The organism is Variovorax sp. UC74_104, from assembly GCF_044055375.1.
In the GTDB taxonomy this organism is placed as follows: Bacteria; Pseudomonadota; Gammaproteobacteria; order Burkholderiales; family Burkholderiaceae_C; genus Variovorax.
Genome location: NZ_CP171978.1, coordinates 4,126,363 through 4,144,369, shown reverse-complemented (window position 1 = coordinate 4,144,369; position 18,007 = coordinate 4,126,363). Strand labels below are relative to the sequence as shown.

The following is an 18,007-nucleotide window of genomic DNA, read 5'->3' as shown; positions in this document are numbered from 1 at the left end:
GCCGACCCGTATCGAATCACCGTTCCAGCCGCTTTCCCGCCTTGATCCTCCCCGAACTCAGCCACGAATGGAAAACCGGCCTCTCCCTCGCATGGAGCGGCTACATCGCGGTGCTGTCGGTCTGGATCGTGATGCAGAAGCGCGCGCCGGTGTCGACGATGAGCTGGATCCTCTCGCTCGCGCTGCTGCCGTTCGCGGGCTTCGTCGTCTATTACTTCCTGGGGCCGCAGCGGCTGAAGAAGCAGCGCCTCAAGCGGCTGCGCAGCCGCGCCGGGGCCTCGGCGCAGGCCGACGTGGCCCGGCTGCGCGACGCGGCGCAGAACGCGCCGCCAGCGCTGCAGCAGATGGCGAAGCTGGGTACCGCGACCTGCGGGCTGCCGGTATCGAGCGCCGTGGATGTCGAGCTGCTCTCGGGCGGCGCACGCACCTTCGACGCGATCTTCGACGCGGTGCGCGCCGCGCGGGACCACATCCACCTCGAGTACTACATCTTCGAGCCCGACCGCATCGGCACCGCGCTGCGCGACCTGCTGATCGAGCGCGCAAAGGAGGGCGTGATGGTGCGCCTGCTGATCGACGCGCTGGGCTCCAAGCGCATCGGCCACAAGTTCTTGGCGCCGATGGTCGAGGCGGGCGTCGAGGTGGCGCTCTTCCACGACACGAAGATCGGCCGGCGCCTGCGCCCGGTGACCAACTACCGCACCCACCGCAAGATCGTGGTGTGCGACGGCCGCGTCGGCTTCACGGGTGGCGTGAACATCACCGACGAGGAAGACAAGCGCACCAATCCCGACGCCTATCACGACGTGCACCTGCGCATCGAGGGCAGCGCGGTGCGCTGGCTGCAGACCACCTTCCTCGAAGACTGGGCCTACGCCACCGGCGAGAACCTGCGCGGCCTGGACGATGCCATGAACGCGATGCTTCCCCAACTGGAGGCGGGCGACATCCCCGTGCAGATTGTCACCAGCGGGCCCGACAACCCGATGGAGGCCATCCACCGCATGCACGTCGAGGCGATCCATTCGGCCACGCACCGCGCCTGGCTCACCACGCCGTACTTCGTGCCCGGCGAGCCCGCGCTGATGGCGCTCACGAGCGCCGCGCTGCGCGGCGTGGACGTGCGCCTGCTGGTGCCGCGCCGCAGCGACTCGGCCATCGTGAGCGCGGCGGCGCGCTCGTACTTCGACGAACTGATCGCCGCCGGCGTGAAGGTCTGGGAGTACAAGGCGCGCATGCTCCATTCCAAGACCCTGGTGGTGGACGACCATTGCGCAATGATCGGCACCGCCAATTTCGACAACCGCAGCTTCCGTCTCAACTTCGAGGTCTGCGCGGTGGTCGTATGGTCCCGAGCTGACCCGGCCGCTGGCGTCGCAGTTCGAGACCGACCTCCACAGTTCCGGCGCGGTGCGCGCCAACCGGCCCCAGACTTTCTGGCGCCGCCTCGGCGACGCCATCGCGCGCCTGTTTTCACCCCTGCTCTGAATGAACCACACTTTTCTCTGGCACGACTACGAAACCTTCGGCGCGGTGCCGCGCCGCGACCGCCCCTCGCAGTTCGCGGCCGTGCGCACCGACGCGGAGCTCAACGAAGTCGGCGAGCCGCTGATGATCTACTGCAAGCCCGCGCCGGACTACCTGCCCAGCCCCGAGGCCTGCCTGATCACCGGCATCACGCCGCAGCTGTGCCTGGAGCGCGGCATTCCCGAGCACGAATTCGCCACGCACATCGAGCGCGCCTTCTCGCAGCCCGGCACCATCGGCGTGGGCTACAACACTATCCGCTTCGACGACGAGGTCACGCGCTTCCTGTTCTGGCGCAACCTGATCGATCCGTACGCCCGCGAATGGCAGAACGACTGCGGCCGCTGGGACCTGCTCGACGTGGTGCGCCTCACCTACGCGCTGCGCCCCGAGGGCATCGAGTGGCCGAAAAAGGAAGACGGCAAGCCCAGCTTCAAGCTCGAAGACCTGGCACGCGCCAACGGCCTGCTGCACGAGTCGGCGCACGATGCCTTGTCGGACGTGCGCGCCACCATCGCGCTGGCCCGCCTCATCCGCAGCAAGCAGCCCAAACTGTTCGACTTCGCCTTCGGCCTGCACAGGAAGGACCGCGTCGCCACCGAACTGGGTCTGCCCGCGACGCGCGAGACCGCGAAGCCCTTCCTGCACGTCTCGGGCATGTTCCCCGTCGAGCGCGGCTGCCTCGCCGTAATGTGGCCGCTGGCCAGCCATCCCACCAACAAGAACGAGCTGCTGGCCTGGGACCTGGCCCACGACCCCAGCGAGCTGCGCGACATCGACGTCGAGACGCTGCGGCTGCGCCTCTTCACCCGCACCGCCGACCTGCCCGAAGGCGTGGTGCGCCTGCCGATCAAGGGTGTGCACCTCAACAAGTCGCCGATGGTCGTCGGCAACCTGCGCACGCTCGCGGCGCCGATGGCCGAGCGCTGGGGCGTGGATCTCGAGGCTGCGATGCGCCATGCAGCCATCGCGCGTGGTCTGCCCGACATGAGCGCCATCTGGTCGCAGGTCTACGCGCGGCCCAAGGAAGCCACGCCCGATGTCGACGAAGACCTGTACGGCGGCTTCGTTGGCAATGCCGACCGGCGCCGCCTGAACCAGCTGCGCGGCCTGTCGCCCGAGGAACTGGCGAAGGATCGCACCGGCTTCGACGACGGCAGGCTCGACGAGATCGTCTTCCGCTACCGCGCGCGCAACTGGCCTGAGCTGCTCAGCGAGGATGAGGTCGAGCGCTGGGAGGCGCTGCGTGTCGCGAAGCTCTTCAAGGGCGAGGGCGGGGCGCGCACCATCGAGATGCTGTTCAGCGAGGTCGACGCGCTCTCCGAGAACGCGGACGAGCGCGGGGAAGAAATCCTCGGCGCGCTCTACGAATACGCCGAAGCCATCGCGCCCGAGGCCTGATCGACGGACCGGACGGCGCAGCCATGAGCCTGAGCATCAACGCCGAACTTTCGAAGGGGCTCGAAGGCTACGGGCTCTACCTGTCGGAGGGCTGCCTGGTGCCGACGCCGCTGCGCTTCGAGACGCCGGTGCGCATCTGGCATTCGGCCCAGTTGCACGGCCGGTGCTCCATCGGTGCCTATTCGAGCATCTCGCCCGGTGCGCTGCTGGTCGACGTGGGCATGGGGCGCTACTGCTCCATCGGCGACGGCGTGCAGACCCTGTCGGACCACCCCGCCGACTGGTTCACCACGCACATGCTGGCCTACGCGCCCAATTTTCCGGAGCCGTACCGGCATCAGTCCGTGGCGCAGTTCCCGTCGCATTCGCCGGTGACCATCGGCAACGACGTGTGGATCGGCTCGCGTGTCAGTCTCAAGAGCGGCATCACCATCGGCGACGGCGCGGTGATAGGCGCCGGCGCCATCGTGACGCGCGACGTGGAGCCTTTCACCGTCGTGGGCGGCGTGCCGGCCCGGGTAATCCGCCAGCGCTTTCCCGACGCGCTGGTCGAGCGCATCCGCGCCTGCCCGTGGTGGGACTGGGACCTGCGCGCGCTGGCACTCGACTGGCAGCACCCCGAGCAGGCCCAGGCGATGCTGGAAGAGGCGGTTGCCGACGGCCGCGTTTCGCGCTGGAATCCCGGCTGGCGGCTGCTCGACCGTGGCCAGCCGCCGGGCGAGGGCCAGGCCGCGCCGCTGGTCTTTCTGCCGGGCTGAAAACGATGCAAGGAGGTGTTCGCATGACGACGAGGGCCACTTTGTCTCCCGTCCGCGGCGCACTTGCCGCCACGGTGGCGGCCTTGGCGCTGGCCGGCTGCGGCACCCTGCCGCCCCCGGCCTCCGGCGGCGCGAGGGCCTGCGGGAGCGGCTTCGAAAGCTTCGAGCGCGACACGCTGTACTTCGGCCGCGCCATTCCTTCGGGCGGCCAGGTGTCGGACGCCGAATGGACGGCCTTCCTCGACAGCACAGTGACGCCGGCTTTTCCGCAGGGTCTGACGGTGATCGACGCCGGCGGCCAGTGGCGCAGCGTGTCGGGTGAGGTGGTGCGCGAGCGCTCCAAGCTGGTCGTGCTGCTGCACCCGCGCAGCGAGAAGGACGACGCTGCCATCACCACCATCGTCGGCGCCTACCGCCAGCGATTCGCGCAGGAGGCCGTGCTGCAGGAGAGGCAGGCCGTCTGCGTCCGGTTCTGAAGGGCCCTCGGATGGGCCGTGGCCGCGAGGCTACAGCTTGATGCCCGCCCCCTTGACCGTCGGCCCGAGCACTTCGACCTGCTCCTTCACGAAGCCGTTGAACACGGCCACCGACTCCGGTTTTGCGACGATGCCCAGTTCGGTCAGCTTCTTCTGGATCTCGGGCATGGCCAGCACTTCGTTGCAGGCGGCGTTCAGCCGCGTGACCACGTCCGGTGGCAGTTTGGCCGGGCCCGATAGGCCGAAGAAGTTCTCCAGCACCAGCTTCGGCTGATGCAGCTCGACCATCGTCGGCACCTCGGGCATGAGCGGCGAACGCTGCGTGCCCGTCACGGCCAGCGGCACCAGCTGACCGCTCTTGAAGAAGGGAACGTACGAGGTGATGACGTCGATGCCCACCGGGATGGTGTTGGCGAGGAGGTCGGTGCTCATCGGCGCACCGCCGCGATAGGGCACGTGCACCATGTTGATCCCGGTGATCTTCTTCAGCAGCTCGCCGTGGATGTGTCCGATGGACCCAGGGCCGCCCGAGCCGAAGTCGATGCGGCCTTCCTTGCGTGCCAGCGCCTCGAAGTCGGCGAATGTCTTGAGGCCGGAGCCCTTGCTCGCCATGACCACCAGCGGCGCCGCGCCGAGGTAGGCGACGTGCGTGAAGCCCGTGACGGGGTCGTAGGGCAGCTTGTCGAGCGTGAAAGGCCCGAGCGCGATCGGCGTGGTGTTCGACAGCATCAGCGTGTAGCCGTCGGCCGGTGCCGACGCCACCAGCGCGCCGCCGATGGTGCCGCCCGCGCCGGGCTTGTTGTCGACCACCACGGGCTGCCCCAGCTTCTTCGCGAGCTGTTCCGCCATCACGCGCGCGAGCACGTCGCTGGAGCCGCCGGGCGGGAAGGTGACGATGATCTTGACGGCCCGGTCGGGCCATTGGGCGAAGGCCGGCAGGGCCGCGCCGGCGACGCCCGCGGCAAGGATCTGCAGCGCGGCGCGCCGTGTAGGGCGATTGAGGCGTGTCTGGCGTGATGGGTTCATGGCGTTCTCCGGCGACGGACAAGAGCCTGGGCTTTAGCAGGAATCGGGCCGCCGACTTATGCTCGCCGCATGTCCGCCAACCTCGCCGCCAACCCTGCTGCCTACGCCGGGCTCGCCGACTTCGCCACGCGCCACCGCAAGCTCTTCGTGCTCACCGGCGCGGGCTGCAGCACCGAATCGGGCATTCCCGACTACCGCGACGTCGACGGCGAATGGAAGCGCCCGTCGCCCGTCACCTACCAGGCCTTCATGGGCGAGGAGTCCACGCGCAAGCGCTACTGGGCGCGCAGCCTGATCGGCTGGCCGACCATGGCGGGCGCCCGCCCGGGTGCGGCGCACCACGCGCTGGCGCGGCTGGGCGAGGCGGGACGCGTCGGGCTGCTGCTCACGCAGAACGTCGACGGCCTGCACGAAGCCGCGGGCAGCCGCGGCGCCATCGACCTGCACGGCCGCATCGATACCGTGCGCTGCATGAGCTGCGAGCGGCGCACGCCGCGCGCCGAACTGCAGCACGAACTGCGGCGGCGCAATCCGCGTTGGGCCGAGTTGGAAGCCCGCGCCGCGCCCGACGGCGACGCCGATCTCGACGGCCGCGATTTCTCCGACTTCGACGTGCCGGCCTGTCCGCACTGCGGCGGCCTGCTCAAGCCCGACGTGGTGTTCTTCGGCGAGAGCGTGCCGAAGGAGCGCGTCACAGCCGCATTCGCGGCGCTGGAGGAGTCCGATGCGGTGCTCGTGGCCGGGTCGTCGCTGATGGTCTATTCGGGCTTTCGCTTCGTGCAGGCGGCGGCCGCGGCAGGCAAGCCGGTGGCGGCCGTGAACCTCGGGCGCACCCGGGCGGACCCGCTTCTCTCGCTGAAGGTCGAGCGCCCGGTCGGCGAGGCGCTGACGGCGCTGGTGCAGGAGTTCGCCTAGCGTGGGCTCGGCGTCCTGACCGCAGGGCTCAGCCGGCGTGCTTCGGCGCCATCCAGCTCGTGGAATCGCCCCGGCCGGGAAGGTGCAGGCTGGCCGTGGCGGCAGGCGTCTCGGCCAGCAGCCGCCCCTTGCGGAACACCTTGAGCCGCGCGGCGCGCAGGCGGATCGCCTCGACCGCATCGCGCGCCTGCAGCAGCACGAAGCTGGCGTCGCAGCCGGCCTCGAGGCCGTAGTTCTCCAGGTGCATCACGCGCGCGGCATTCGTCGTCACCGCCTCGAAGCACTGGCGGATGCCTTCCTGGCTGGTCATCTGCGCCACGTGCAGGCCCATGTGTGCCACTTCGAGCATGTCGCCCGAGCCCATGCCGTACCAGGGGTCCATCACGCAGTCGTGGCCGAAGGCGACGTTCACGCCGGCGGCCATGAGCTCTGGCACGCGCGTCATGCCGCGGCGCTTGGGGTAGGTGTCGTGGCGGCCCTGCAGGGTGATGTTGATGAGCGGGTTGGACACCACCGACACGCCGCTCTCCGCGATCAGCGGCAGAAGCTTGCTCACGTAGTAGTTGTCCATCGAGTGCATCGAGGTGCAGTGCGAGCCGGTCACGCGGCCCTGCAGCGCGAGGCGCTGGGTCTCGAAGGCCAGTGTCTCGATATGGCGCGAGAGCGGGTCGTCCGACTCGTCGCAGTGCATGTCGACCAGCTTGCCGCGCGCCGCGGCGATCTCGCACAGCAGCTTCACGCTGGCGGCGCCATCTGCCATGGTCCGCTCGAAGTGCGGAATGCCGCCGACCACGTCCACGCCCTTGTCGAGGGCGCGCTCCAGGTTCTCGACGCCACCCGGCGATCGCAGCACACCGTCCTGCGGAAAGGCGACCAGCTGAAGATCGAGATACGGCGCCACCTTGCGCCGGACCTCCAGCAGCGCATCGACCGCCAGCAGGCTCGGGTCGCTCGTGTCCACATGCGAGCGCACCGCCAGCAGCCCCTTGGCCACCGCCCAGTCGCAGTACGCCAGCGCGCGCTCGATGAGCGCGTCGGCCGTCAGCAGCGGCTTCAGCTCGCCCCATAGCGCGATGCCTTCGAGCAGCGTGCCGCTCTGGTTGACGCGCGGCAGGCCGTAGCTCAGCGTGGCGTCCATGTGGAAGTGCGGGTCGACGAAGTGGGGCGATAGCAGCAGGCCCTGCGCGTCGAGCTTCTCGTGCGCAGGCGCATCGAGTCCGGGCGTGACTTCGGCGATGCACCCGTCCTGCACGGCGACCGACATGCCGGTGCGACCGTCGGGGAGGGTGGCGTTGGTGATGAGGAGGTCGAGCATCGTGGAGGCCTTTGGGGGTGTTCAGCGCGCCCCTGGCGGAGCGCCCGGCAGTTGTTCTGGTGGAAGGTTCGTGTCGCTGTCCGGATGCCGGCGTCTCAGCGCGTGTTCTGCGCCCGATACCGGTATTGCCCCGGTGCAGGCCCGACCTCGATGGTCACGCGGCGCAGCTTCTCGTCGTGCCCCGAATCGGCCTTTGCCGTGACGACGATGCCGCGCGGCGTGGCGCGGCAGGTGAGGTCGGACAGGGAGATTTCCGCGTGGTCGTTGTCCAGCTCGGCGATGGCGACCGTGTGCTCCGCGCGCAGGCTGCCGTTGGCGTCGCGGCTCATCCACTGCACGTAGAGGAACGACTGCGCGTACTGCTCGGCGTGCACCACGCGGTAGGTGCCCTGGTGGTCCTTGCCCCAGGTGCCGCACATCTGCACCCAGGTCACGGCGTCGGCGGTGCTGAAGGCCTCGTAGCCGTAGTTCATGCCGAGCGCGCGGGCGCCGTTGCCGCCCATTGCCAGCAGAGCCAGCAATGCCGAGAGCAGGGCGCCTCGCGCGGCGTTGGCGGTCCTGGTGGTCATCAGCGTTCCCCCTTGCGGTACGGTTTCATCAGCGCCTGCGGGTAGCTTGCCTTGCGTGCCACCAGCACCAGCGCCAGGATCGACAGCAGGTAGGGCAGCATCAGGTAGATCTGGTAGGGCAGCACGGCGTCGCCCGATTGTTGCAGCCGAAGCTGAAGCGCATCGAAGAAGGCGAACAGCAGCGCGCCCAGCAGGGCCTTGCCCGGCCGCCACGAGGCGAACACCACCAGCGCCACGCAGATCCAGCCGCGTCCGTTCACCATGTTGAAGAAGAAGGCGTTGAAGGCCGACAGCGTGAGGAAGGAGCCCGCCATGCCCATCAGCGCGGAGCCCGCGACGATGGCGCCGGTGCGCGTGGCCGCGACCGACACGCCCTGGCTCTCGGCCGCCTGAGGGTTCTCGCCGGCCATGCGCAACGCGAGGCCCAGCGGCGTGCGGTACAGCACCCAGCCCACCACCGGCACCAGCAGCAGCGCGAACAGCGTGAGCGCGGTCTGCGCGTTGAGGATCGGAATGGGCAGCCAGTCCATCGGTGCGAAGGGCGTGATGGTGGGCGGCGTGTTCACCTTCGGAAAGCTCACGCGATAGCCGAAGTAGCTCAGCGCGGTCGCCAGCAGCGTGATGCCCAGCCCCGACACGTGCTGCGAGAGCGCCAGCCCCACGGTCAGAAAGGCATGCAGCAGCCCGAACACCATGCCCGCGAGCGCGGCCACGCCCACGCCCACCCACAGCGGCGCGCCGGCATACACCGCGAGCCAGCCGGTGAAGGCGCCCGCGACCATGATTCCCTCGATGCCGAGGTTGAGCACGCCCGCGCGCTCGCACAGCAGCACGCCGAGCGTGCCCAGGATGAGCGGCGTGGCGATGCGCAGCACCGCGACCCAGAAGGAAGCGTTGGAAAGAATGTCGAGGAGATCGCTCATTTCGTCATCCTCACCCGGTATTGCGTGAGCAGCGTGGCCACCAGCACCGCGATCAGCGAGGCCGCGACGATCACGTCGGCGATGTAGGTCGGCACGCCCACCGCGCGGCTCATGGTGTCGGCGCCGACCAGCACGCCCGCCACGAACACCGCGGCGGCGATCACGCCCAGCGGATGCAGCCCCGCCAGCATCGCGATCACGATGCCGGTGTAGCCGTAGCCCGGCGACATGTCGAGCGTGACGTAGCTGGTGCGGCCCGCCACCTCGATGGCGCCGGCCAGGCCCGCCAGCGCGCCCGAGAGCAGCGCCACCATCACCACCGTGCGCGTCACCGGCACGCCCGCGAAGGCGGCGGCGCGCGCGTTCGCGCCCACGGCGCGGATGTCGAAGCCCAGCACCGTGTACTTGAAGATCGCCCACACCGTCACCGCCAGCGACATCGCCCACAGCAGGCCGGTGTGCACCCGCGTCTGCGCGACGAGCTTGCCCAGTTCCAGGTCGGACTGCAGCGACACGCTCTGCGGCCAGCCCATGGCGGTCGGGTCCTTCATCGGCCCGTCGAGCAGCGCCGACACGCCCAGCAGCACGATGAAGTTGATCAGCAGCGTGGTGACGACTTCGTCCACGCCCAGCCGGTTCTTCATGAGCGCCGGACCCAGCAGCATCAGCGCGCCGGCAATGGCGGCGGCCAGCATCATCAGCGGGAAGAGCAGCCACGGCGACAGCTCGAAGCCGGTGCCGCCGTGCATGCCGCCCACGGCGACGGCGGCCAGCGCACCGGCGTAGAGCTGGCCTTCCGCACCGATGTTGAAGAGCCGCGCCTTGAAGGCGACGGTGGCTGCCAGCCCGGTGAGGATCAGCGGGATCGCGCGCGTCAGCGTCTCGCTCCACGCGAACACCGATCCGAAGCCGCCCTGCAGCAGCAGCGCATAGGTGCGGCCGATCGGCGCGCCGGCCCACAGCACCAGCAGCGCGCTGATCGCCATCGTGAAGACGATCGCGCCGATGGGCGCGAGCACCAGCGCCGTGCGCGAAGTCTCGTGGCGTCGCTCGAGCCGCATCATGACGAGGCTCCCTTGGCGGGAGTTGCTGTCGCGCCGGCCATGGCCAGTCCGATGGCCTCGCGCGTCCATGCCGCCGCAGGGCGCGCCTCGCCCAGATGGCCGCCGTGCATCACGGCCACGCGGTCGCCCAGCGCGAGCACTTCGTCGAGGTCGTCGGAAATCACCAGCACGGCAGCGCCGGCGTCGCGCGCGGCGATCAGCTGCTGCTGCACGTAGGCAACAGCGCCGATGTCCAGGCCCCAGGTGGGCTGGTGGGCGACGATCAGGCGCGGGGCCCGGTTGGGATGCTTCCTGTCGGCCTTGTCCTGGCCGGCATCGGGCTCCGGTTGTTCGGGCGCCAGCAGGGCGCGTCCAAGAATCAGTTTCTGCATGTTCCCGCCCGAGAGCGAACGGGCCGGCGCCATCAGGCCTGCTCCGCGCACGTCGAACGCCTTTTCGATGCGCCGCGCATGGAGGCGGGCGGTGGCGCGTTTCACGAGCCACGACCAGCGCGAGAACACGGGGCTGCGCAGCCGCTCCGACACCGCGTTCTCCCATACCGGCAGGTCGCCGACCACGCCGATTGCGTGCCGGTCTTCGGGGATGCGCGCGACGCCGCGCTGCACCAGCCGGGCAGGCGAGGGCGGCAGCGCGCGGCCCATCAGCTGCGCCGTGCCCGAGGTCGCGCGGCGCGTGCCGCACAGCAGCTCGGCCAGCGCGACCTGTCCGTTGCCCGATACGCCGGCGATGGCGGTGATCTCGCCCGCGCGCAGCGTCAGCGACACCTCGCGCAGCCGGTCGCGCCCGTCGCCCTTGGCGGAGGCCGCGGTGCTCACGTGGTCGAGCACGCAGACGGCATCGCCCACCGATTTCGCGGGCCGGCGCTTCGGCGCCTCCACCGCGTGCCCGACCATCCAGAGCGCGAGCTGCGCCTGCGTGGTGTCGGCAGTGCGCGCCTCGGCCACCAGCTTGCCGCCGCGCAGCACGGCGATGCGGTGCGACACGCGCAGCACCTCGTCGAGCTTGTGGCTGATGAAGATCACCGACAGCCCCTGCGCCACCATCTGCGCGAGCGTGGCGAACAGCGCCTCGCTCTCCTGCGGCGTGAGCACGGCGGTCGGCTCGTCGAGGATGAGGATGCGCGCGCCGCGATACAGCGCCTTCAGGATTTCCACGCGCTGGCGCTCGCCGACCGAGAGGCTGCCGACCAGCGCGTCAGGCTGCACCGGCAGGCCGAAGCGCCTTGCCACGTCGAGCAGCCGCTCGCGCGCGGCTGCGCGGCGCGACACCGGGCGCCACAGCGGCTCGGTGCCCATCATCACGTTGTCGAGCACGCTCAGGTTGTCGGCCAGCGTGAAGTGCTGGTGGACCATGCCAACGCCCGCCGCGAGTGCCGCCTTGGGATTGCCCGGCGGCAGCGGCGAGCCGAAGACTTCGATGCTGCCTTCGTCGGCGACATAGTGGCCGAACAGGATCGACATCAGCGTCGACTTTCCGGCGCCGTTCTCGCCGAGGAGCGCCAGCACCTCGCCTGCGTGCAGGTCGAGGGAAATGGCGTCGTTGGCCACCAGGGTGCCGAAGCGCTTGGTGATGCCGCCGAGCCGGAGCACAAGAGGGTTCATGGGATGGCGGGCTCGGAACTGCCGAGCTCGCGGCAAAAGTTGTCGATGGCATTGCCGGCGGCGATGGGCGTGGCCTGCAGCAATCCGTGCGGGCCTTCGAGCCGGACGATGCGAAGGCCCGACAGCGCACGCTGGATGGTACGAGCGGCCTGGTCGGGAACGATGCGGTCCTCCATGGCCTGAAGGTACATCGCGGGCACGCGCACCCGCGCAAGCTTGTCGACCACGTTCACGCGCTGCACTTCCTTCATGCGGCGCGTCATGACGGCGGTCGACACCTGCCGCAGCGAACCCTGCAGCAAGGCCGCAAGGCGCGGCGTGGCGAAGCGGCCCAGCAGCATGCGGCGCATCGGTCTGCGCATCAGGCCGGAGTGCAGGAATTTCATCGACAGTTCGAGCAGGCCGCCGCGCAGCAGCGCCAGCCCCGGTCCGGGGCGTCGGGCAAAACTGCAGCACAGGATCAGCCCGCGCAGCCCCGGCGGCGGGGCTGCCGCGATGGAGATGGCCAGCGGGCCCGAGAAGGATTCGCCCAGCAGTACGAAGGGCTGACCCGCAGGAAGCTGTGCACGGACCAGCCGTTCGAGTTCGTCATAGCCCAGCGGCTCGGTGCCGGGGTAGCGCAGGACGTCGATGGCGCCGCGCCGCCCCATGGCCTGTGCCAGGGGCTCGAAGAGTTCGCCGGTGCCGTCCATGCCCGGAAGCAGAACGAGTCGGATGAAGCCGCCAGGCGCCGCCGTCACTTCCACGCGGCCAGGAAGGCCAGCATGACCTTGGCGGAGTTGTCCGCCGCGATGCCCATGAAGGTGCCCATCTCGTTCTCGCCGTCGCCGCCGCCCGCGAGGTCGCTGAGCGAGCGGAAGGCGATGAAGGGCACGCCGTTGCTGTAGGCGACCATGCCCACCGCCGCGGTCTCCATGTCGAGCACGTTGGCCTGGAAGGTCTTGTAGGTGTACTCGCGGTAGGCCTTGTTGTCCATGAAGGCCTGTCCCGAGACCCCGTTGCCGCCCACCACCAGCTGCGGCTTGCGCGGCAGGCACTTGCCGGCGCTGCAGTTGGCCAGGTCGACGTTGCGGATGCTGCGCGCCACCTCGAGCATCTTCGGATCGGCCTCGAACCAGAACTTGCGGTGGATCTCGGGCCGCGCCGCCGAGCGCACCTCGACCGGGCGCGGGAACATCATGCCGAAGTTGGGCAGCGTCGCGTCGGTGATGAAGGGCGGGGCGGTGTACTTGCCGGGCGAGGTCTCGCGCGCCATCAGCACTTCGAGGTACTGGCCCCACTGCGCCGGCACCGTGACGTCGCCCACGTGCAGCGACGGGTTCACGCCGCCCGCGATGCCGCTGAACACGATGCTGGTCACGCGGAAGCGGTTGAGCGCCAGCTGCGTGTTCATCGTCGCGTTGGTCATGCTGATGCCCGACAGGAACAGCACCACCGGCTTGCCTTCGAGCGTGCCGGTGGTGAACTCCACCCCATTCACGCTGTGCTTCACCGGGCCCTGCAGGCGCGTGAGCAGCAGCTTCAGCTCGGGCTCGAAGGCCGAGAGCACCGCGATGCGCGGCGTGTCGTCGAGCCGGGTGCTGCTGTTGATGGCGACGGCGCCGCCCTTGTAGACACCCACGCAGCCGCTCAGGCCGAAGGCCAATACGCTGGCCGCGAGAATGGAACGCCAGCGGATCGTCGTCGTCATCGGCATCCTCACTTTGCCGTCGACTTGGGCTGGCTGTCGTCGACCTTCACGGTGAACTTGCCCGAGAGGATGTCCGCCTGCTTGGCCTTCACCTTCGCGACGATGTCGGCCGGAACCTTCTTCTCGAAGGTGCCCAGCGGCGCGAGCTCGGAGCCCTTGTGCTTCATCTGCGCGTACTGGCCGTAGTCCTCGGCGGCGAACTTGCCTTCCTTCACCAGCTTGATCGCTCGGTCTGCCGCGGGTTCGAAGTTCCAAAGGGCCGAGGCGACCACCGTGTCGGGGTACTGGCTCTGGGTGTCGATCACGTTGCCGATAGCAAGCTTGCCCTTTTCCTTGGCCGCATCCGAAACGCCGAAGCGCTCCGCGTACATCACGTCGGCGCCCTTGTCGATCATGGCGAAGGCCGCTTCCTTGGCCTTCGGCGGGTCGAACCAGCTGTTGATGAAGCTCACGCTGAACTCGACCTTCGGATTCGTTTCCTTCGCGCCGGCCATGAAGGCGTTCATCAGCCGGTTGACCTCAGGAATCGGGAAGCCGCCGACCATGCCGATGCGGTTGCTCTTCGTCATGCCGCCGGCCACCATGCCGCTGAGGTAGGCGGGCTCCTGGATGTAGTTGTCGAACACGCTGAAGTTGGGCGCCTGCGGTTTGAGCGACGAGCCCATCAGGAATGCCACCTTCGGAAAGTCCTTCGCCACCTTGCGCGCCGCCGCCTCCACGCCGAACACCTCGCCCAGGATCAGCTGGTTGCCGGCCGTGGCGTATTCGCGCATCACGCGCTCGTAGTCGGCGTTGCTCACGTTCTCGGTGGCCTTGTACTCGATCTCCCCGCGCGCCTCGGCCGCCTTCAGCGCCTTGTGGATGCGGCCCACCCATTGCTGCTCGAACGGCACGGTGTACACCGCCGCCACCTTCAGCTTGGCCTGAGCGAGCGCAAGGCCCGGGGCGCCCACCGCAGCAAGCGCTGCGGCAACGGCGACGGAACGGATGATCAATTGACGGCGTGCGGTCACGGTACTTCTCCTCGATTCGATTGGTAGTGAAAGAACTAGCGCTGCAATCCTCGTGCCCGACCACAGGGCGCGGCGCTAACTCTGCCGCGGCCCATTCCAGAAACACCGAGGAACCGGCTCTGCCGGGCCTCAGGTGTTGCCCCCGGTAGGGGGTGGGCGAAGCGACACGAAGTGCGCGCAGCCTGGGGGGCGAGCCTTACTTCGTCCCGAAGATACGGTCGCCCGCGTCGCCCAGGCCCGGAAGGATGTAGCCGTGGCTGTTCAACTCCCGGTCGATCGCCGCGGTGTAGATCGCCACGTCCGGATGGGCCTTCTGCATGGTCGCGACGCCTTCGGGGCAGGTCAGCAGGCAGACGAACTTGATCGACTTGGGGTTCAGTTCCTTCAGCCGTTCGACCGCCGCGACGGCCGAGTTGCCGGTGGCCAGCATCGGGTCGACCACGATCACGTCGCGGTTCTCCATCTCGCCGGGCATCTTGAAGTAGTACTCGACGGCCGTCAGCGTCTTGGGGTCGCGGTACAGGCCGATGTGGCCCACGCGCGCACCGGGCACCACGGTGAGCATGCCGTCCAGGATGCCCGTGCCGGCACGCAGGATGGACACCAGCACCAGCTTCTTGCCGTCGATGACCTTGGCCTGCATGGTCTCCAGCGGGGTCTCGACCTCGATGTCCTGCATCGGCATGTCGCGCGTGACCTCATAGGCCATCAGCATGCTGATTTCGTTGAGAAGCCGGCGGAAGCTGTTGGTGGACGCGTCCTTGCGGCGCATCAGCGTGAGCTTGTGCTGGATGAGGGGATGGTCGAGGAGGTGGACGTTGCTGCTCATTGGAATTCTTTGTGGCGTTGCTGGAAGACGGGGAACACCCGAGTCTAAAAGACAGTGCCGTCGCTCTCGATCAGCAGAGGCGGCGCACCGTCTCGCAAGCGCTGTGCCAGAGCCCGGCCCGCCGCCCAGGTGCCGCCTTCGAGCACGCAGGCCAGTGGCAGCTCTTCCTCGGTGCGGTCGAGCACCTTGCGCACGCGCGGCGCGACCTCGTCGAGCAGCGCCACCGTGAGCGCGCGCCATTCGACGATGAATTCGTCGCTCACCTTCCAGGTGCGGGCGAGGAAGGCCGGGTCTTTAGGCACGATCACGCCGCTGTCGATCAGCAGGCCGCCGTTGCGGTATTCGGGCAGCGCGGTGAGCGCGTCGAGCTGCCGCACCTTCACGCCGGCCCATTCGAAGGGTTCGAGCAGCGAGTAGGTGAGCCACTGCGAGAGCTTGTGGAAGGGCATCCAGCCGTTGGTGAGCCCGGGGCCGCGCACGGCGCTGTGGCGCCAGCAGTCGCCCAGCGCCAGCGCGGGGTCGCCCGAGCCGATGCCGCCGGGGCTGTCGCTGCCGTCGGCCGCGATGCTGTCGACAGCATTGGCCGCCGGCCAGATGCGCGAGAGCGTCTCCAGCAGCAGCGAGAGGATCTGGTGCGCCGTGATCTCGGCGGTGGGCGGCGTGGCGGCGCCGAACGGGGCCACCAGGGCGTCGAACATGCCCGCGGGACGGCCTTCTTCGCCGAAGGTCTCCGGCTGCTCGCTCATGGCTTCGCCGAGCCGGCGCAGCAGCACCGTGCGGCCCGCGAGGCCGACCAGCGGATTGACCTCGCTCACCTGGAAGGCGTCGCCGAGCCGGTCGGTGACCAGGCCGCGCAGGCCGGCCGCGTCGACCTGGAAGGGGCGATCGGGGTTGGACGAGAAGAGCCCGCTCGTGAACGCGTGGAAGCTCGCCACGCCCAGCCCTTCGGATCGCGTGAAGCGCTGGCCGGTGGCCGATTCGGTGTAGTGCCAGCCGGGGCCGGCGCCGGCATCGAGCAGCACGCTCACCAGCACCAGGTCGATGTGCGCGCTGGCGCGCTGGCGTGCGTCGACCTTGCCGAGCAGCTTGTCGAGTTCCTCGAGGCGGTTCACGCCGCCGGCCTCGAAATGGCGCCAGCGGCTGTGATACGGGATGGTGTCCCACGGATAGCGTTCGCGCGTGACCTCGGCCACGGTGCGCGCCGCGTCCTCGAGTGCGTCGTCTCCGCCGATGCGGAACCACTGCGACTCGCCGCGCCGCGCGCGCGCCAGCAAGGCGTTGGCGCGCTCGCGGATGGCGGCGGTGGTGCGCAGCAGCGTGGCCGCGCCTGCCGGGTGGGCGGTGTCGGCGGTGAATTCGATGGACGGATCCACCTCTCCCGCGCCGCCGGGCCGCAGGCTTCCGGAGCCGTCTGCGGGCAGGTTCGGGTCGTCGTGGTTTCGGTTGCTGTTCATTCGCTGAGTCCTCGGCCTTTGGCCTTCTTCAGTTCCTCTGCGTCCGGTACCGGGCCTGGCGTGAAGTAGCCGGCCGCCATCTTGGCGTCCATCTCGACGCGGGCGTCCGCGGGAATCAGTTCGTCGGGGATGTTCACGCGCTCGCCGATCTCGATGCCCGAGCCGGTGATCGCGTCGAATTTCAGGTTGCTCATCGACACGAGTCGATGGATCTTCTTGATGCCGAGCCAGTGGAAGACGTCGGGCATCAGCTCCTGGAAGCGCATGTCCTGCACGCCGGCCACGCACTCGGTGCGCGCGAAGTACTGGTCGGCCGTGTCGCCGCCCACCTGGCGCTTGCGCGCGTTGTAGACCAGGAACTTGGTCACCTCGCCCAGCGCGCGGCCTTCCTTGCGCGAATAGGCGATGAGGCCCACGCCGCCGCGCTGCGCGCCCTGGATGCATTCCTCGATGGCGTGCGTGAGGTAGGGGCGGCAGGTGCAGATGTCGGAGCCGAACACGTCCGAGCCGTTGCACTCGTCGTGGATGCGCGCGGTGAGCTCGACCTCGGGGTTCGCCAGGTCGCGCGGGTTGCCGAAGATGTAGAGCGTCTGCCCGCCGATGGGCGGCAGGAACACCTCGAGATCGGACCGCGTGACCAGCTCCGGGTACATGCCGCCGGTCTCCTCGAAGAGCGTGCGGCGCAGGTCGGTCTCGGAGCAGCCGAAGCGGCGCGCCACCTCGGGCAGGTACCACACGGGCTCGATGGCGGCCTTGGTCACCATGGCCGCGCCGCCGGCGGTGAGGAACTTGCCATCGGCCTTGAGGCGGCCTTTCTGCAGCGCCTCTATCACCTCGGGCAGGATCACGTGCGCCTTGGTGATCGCGATGGTCGGGCGGATGTCGTAGCCCGCCGCAAGCTCGGTGGCGAACACCTCCGCCACCTGCGCGCCCCACGGGTCCAGCGACACGATGCGGCCCGGCTCGCTCCATTGCGGATACGGCCCGATCGTGTCGGTGGGCGCGGTGTTGGTCAGATCGGCCTTGTGCTCGCGCTTGAGCGCACCGGCCGCCACCGCGAGCGCGCGGTAGACGCTGTAGGAGCCGCTGTGCGTGCCGATCACGTTGCGGTGGGCCCGCTTGGTGGTGGTCCCGACCACCGGCCCGCGCTCGGCCGCGGTGGCCGCGCCCCATCGGATGGGCAGCGCGCCGAAGCCGCCGGCATGCGAGGTCAGCCGGATGTGGCCGGTCGACGTGGAGGGGTGGAGTGGGGGAAGGGGCGTGGCGCCGCCGGGGACGGAAGGGATCGTTGTGCTGTCAGCAGACATTGGGGGCCCTCAAAAAATGCAATGTACCGATCACGCGTGCGGCTTGCAAGCAACGCGCCACGCGCGAACCGCCGCGCATCCGGCCGCCGCCGCGCGAATGGGGAACAATGCGCGGGACGGACGTACGGACCGGATGCGA

The 18,007-nt window shown here is 69.2% G+C and carries 16 protein-coding genes and 1 pseudogene; 5 read left to right on the top strand and 12 right to left on the bottom strand.

Features of this window, described 5'->3' with window-relative positions:
- The first annotated feature begins 41 nt into the window (after positions 1-41).
- From cls to ACHMXA_RS19435, 4 genes and pseudogenes are all read left to right on the top strand, one after another.
- Positions 42-1,488: pseudogene (cls, locus tag ACHMXA_RS19450) on the top strand (cardiolipin synthase).
- Complete coding sequence (gene sbcB, locus ACHMXA_RS19445) at positions 1,489-2,928, top strand: exodeoxyribonuclease I (protein ID WP_395316237.1); 1,440 nt, start codon at positions 1,489-1,491, stop codon at positions 2,926-2,928. It begins immediately after the preceding pseudogene.
- Positions 2,929-2,951: 23 nt separating this feature from the next.
- On the top strand, positions 2,952-3,686 hold the full coding sequence (locus tag ACHMXA_RS19440) for a CatB-related O-acetyltransferase (protein ID WP_395316236.1): 735 nt from the start codon (positions 2,952-2,954) through the stop codon (positions 3,684-3,686).
- A 23-nt stretch (positions 3,687-3,709) separates the two neighbouring features.
- Positions 3,710-4,162: a DUF3574 domain-containing protein gene (locus ACHMXA_RS19435; protein WP_395316235.1), complete on the top strand. Its 453-nt coding sequence runs from the start codon at positions 3,710-3,712 to the stop codon at positions 4,160-4,162.
- A 30-nt stretch (positions 4,163-4,192) separates the two neighbouring features.
- On the opposite strand, the gene ACHMXA_RS19430 is transcribed toward ACHMXA_RS19435, so the two are convergent.
- Complete coding sequence (locus tag ACHMXA_RS19430) at positions 4,193-5,188, bottom strand: Bug family tripartite tricarboxylate transporter substrate binding protein (RefSeq protein ID WP_395316234.1); 996 nt, start codon at positions 5,186-5,188, stop codon at positions 4,193-4,195.
- A gap of 69 nt (positions 5,189-5,257) precedes the next feature.
- Here ACHMXA_RS19430 and ACHMXA_RS19425 point away from each other — a divergent pair, with 69 nt between their 5' ends.
- Positions 5,258-6,103 carry an NAD-dependent protein deacetylase gene (locus tag ACHMXA_RS19425; protein WP_395316233.1) on the top strand — a complete coding sequence of 282 codons (846 nt, stop codon included), beginning with the start codon at positions 5,258-5,260 and terminating at the stop codon, positions 6,101-6,103.
- Between the two features lie 28 nt (positions 6,104-6,131).
- Here ACHMXA_RS19425 and ACHMXA_RS19420 read toward each other — a convergent pair whose 3' ends face one another.
- The 11 genes from ACHMXA_RS19420 to ACHMXA_RS19370 form a co-directional block, all read right to left on the bottom strand.
- A complete protein-coding gene (locus tag ACHMXA_RS19420) occupies positions 6,132-7,418 on the bottom strand; it encodes an amidohydrolase family protein (RefSeq protein ID WP_176664246.1) in 1,287 nt (428 codons plus the stop codon).
- Positions 7,419-7,513: 95 nt separating this feature from the next.
- Positions 7,514-7,987 (bottom strand): hypothetical protein, encoded by a 474-nt coding sequence (locus tag ACHMXA_RS19415; protein ID WP_176664245.1) that lies wholly within the window; start codon positions 7,985-7,987, stop codon positions 7,514-7,516.
- The gene (locus ACHMXA_RS19410; protein ID WP_176664244.1) at positions 7,987-8,910 is read right to left on the bottom strand and encodes an ABC transporter permease; all 924 of its coding nucleotides are present in this window, start codon (positions 8,908-8,910) and stop codon (positions 7,987-7,989) included. Before ACHMXA_RS19410 ends, ACHMXA_RS19415 begins: the two co-directional genes overlap by 1 nt.
- The gene (locus ACHMXA_RS19405) at positions 8,907-9,971 is read right to left on the bottom strand and encodes an ABC transporter permease (protein WP_395321328.1); all 1,065 of its coding nucleotides are present in this window, start codon (positions 9,969-9,971) and stop codon (positions 8,907-8,909) included. Before ACHMXA_RS19405 ends, ACHMXA_RS19410 begins: the two co-directional genes overlap by 4 nt.
- Positions 9,971-11,575 carry an ABC transporter ATP-binding protein gene (locus ACHMXA_RS19400; RefSeq protein ID WP_176664243.1) on the bottom strand — a complete coding sequence of 535 codons (1,605 nt, stop codon included), beginning with the start codon at positions 11,573-11,575 and terminating at the stop codon, positions 9,971-9,973. The genes ACHMXA_RS19405 and ACHMXA_RS19400 overlap by 1 nt, the downstream gene beginning before the upstream one ends.
- Entirely contained in the window at positions 11,572-12,321 is a 750-nt protein-coding gene (locus tag ACHMXA_RS19395) for an alpha/beta fold hydrolase (protein ID WP_395316232.1), read from the bottom strand. Before ACHMXA_RS19395 ends, ACHMXA_RS19400 begins: the two co-directional genes overlap by 4 nt.
- Positions 12,312-13,265 carry a 5'-methylthioadenosine/S-adenosylhomocysteine nucleosidase gene (locus ACHMXA_RS19390; protein ID WP_176664241.1) on the bottom strand — a complete coding sequence of 318 codons (954 nt, stop codon included), beginning with the start codon at positions 13,263-13,265 and terminating at the stop codon, positions 12,312-12,314. Before ACHMXA_RS19390 ends, ACHMXA_RS19395 begins: the two co-directional genes overlap by 10 nt.
- An 8-nt stretch (positions 13,266-13,273) precedes the next feature.
- Positions 13,274-14,278 (bottom strand): BMP family protein, encoded by a 1,005-nt coding sequence (locus ACHMXA_RS19385; protein ID WP_176664240.1) that lies wholly within the window; start codon positions 14,276-14,278, stop codon positions 13,274-13,276.
- 196 nt (positions 14,279-14,474) lie between these two features.
- A complete protein-coding gene (upp, locus tag ACHMXA_RS19380) occupies positions 14,475-15,107 on the bottom strand; it encodes a uracil phosphoribosyltransferase (protein ID WP_093194973.1) in 633 nt (210 codons plus the stop codon).
- A gap of 44 nt (positions 15,108-15,151) precedes the next feature.
- A complete protein-coding gene (locus ACHMXA_RS19375; protein ID WP_176664239.1) occupies positions 15,152-16,561 on the bottom strand; it encodes a URC4/urg3 family protein in 1,410 nt (469 codons plus the stop codon).
- Complete coding sequence (locus ACHMXA_RS19370; RefSeq protein ID WP_218088127.1) at positions 16,558-17,868, bottom strand: GTP cyclohydrolase II; 1,311 nt, start codon at positions 17,866-17,868, stop codon at positions 16,558-16,560. The genes ACHMXA_RS19375 and ACHMXA_RS19370 overlap by 4 nt, the downstream gene beginning before the upstream one ends.
- Positions 17,869-18,007: the final 139 nt, after the last annotated feature.

Bases quoted from the DNA above. Each gene is read 5' to 3' on its own strand.
- ACHMXA_RS19390 (WP_176664241.1), bottom strand. From the start codon at position 13,265: ATGACGACGACGATCCGCTGGCGTTCCATTCTCGCGGCCAGCGTATTG.
- ACHMXA_RS19420 (WP_176664246.1), bottom strand. From the start codon at position 7,418: ATGCTCGACCTCCTCATCACCAACGCCACCCTCCCCGACGGTCGCACC.
- ACHMXA_RS19400 (WP_176664243.1), bottom strand. From the start codon at position 11,575: ATGAACCCTCTTGTGCTCCGGCTCGGCGGCATCACCAAGCGCTTCGGC.
- ACHMXA_RS19440 (WP_395316236.1), top strand. From the start codon at position 2,952: ATGAGCCTGAGCATCAACGCCGAACTTTCGAAGGGGCTCGAAGGCTAC.
- ACHMXA_RS19405 (WP_395321328.1), bottom strand. From the start codon at position 9,971: ATGCGGCTCGAGCGACGCCACGAGACTTCGCGCACGGCGCTGGTGCTC.
- ACHMXA_RS19430 (WP_395316234.1), bottom strand. From the start codon at position 5,188: ATGAACCCATCACGCCAGACACGCCTCAATCGCCCTACACGGCGCGCC.
- ACHMXA_RS19370 (WP_218088127.1), bottom strand. From the start codon at position 17,868: ATGTCTGCTGACAGCACAACGATCCCTTCCGTCCCCGGCGGCGCCACG.
- ACHMXA_RS19410 (WP_176664244.1), bottom strand. From the start codon at position 8,910: ATGAGCGATCTCCTCGACATTCTTTCCAACGCTTCCTTCTGGGTCGCG.
- upp (WP_093194973.1), bottom strand. From the start codon at position 15,107: ATGAGCAGCAACGTCCACCTCCTCGACCATCCCCTCATCCAGCACAAG.
- ACHMXA_RS19425 (WP_395316233.1), top strand. From the start codon at position 5,258: ATGTCCGCCAACCTCGCCGCCAACCCTGCTGCCTACGCCGGGCTCGCC.
- sbcB (WP_395316237.1), top strand. From the start codon at position 1,489: ATGAACCACACTTTTCTCTGGCACGACTACGAAACCTTCGGCGCGGTG.
- ACHMXA_RS19415 (WP_176664245.1), bottom strand. From the start codon at position 7,987: ATGACCACCAGGACCGCCAACGCCGCGCGAGGCGCCCTGCTCTCGGCA.
- ACHMXA_RS19375 (WP_176664239.1), bottom strand. From the start codon at position 16,561: ATGAACAGCAACCGAAACCACGACGACCCGAACCTGCCCGCAGACGGC.
- ACHMXA_RS19435 (WP_395316235.1), top strand. From the start codon at position 3,710: ATGACGACGAGGGCCACTTTGTCTCCCGTCCGCGGCGCACTTGCCGCC.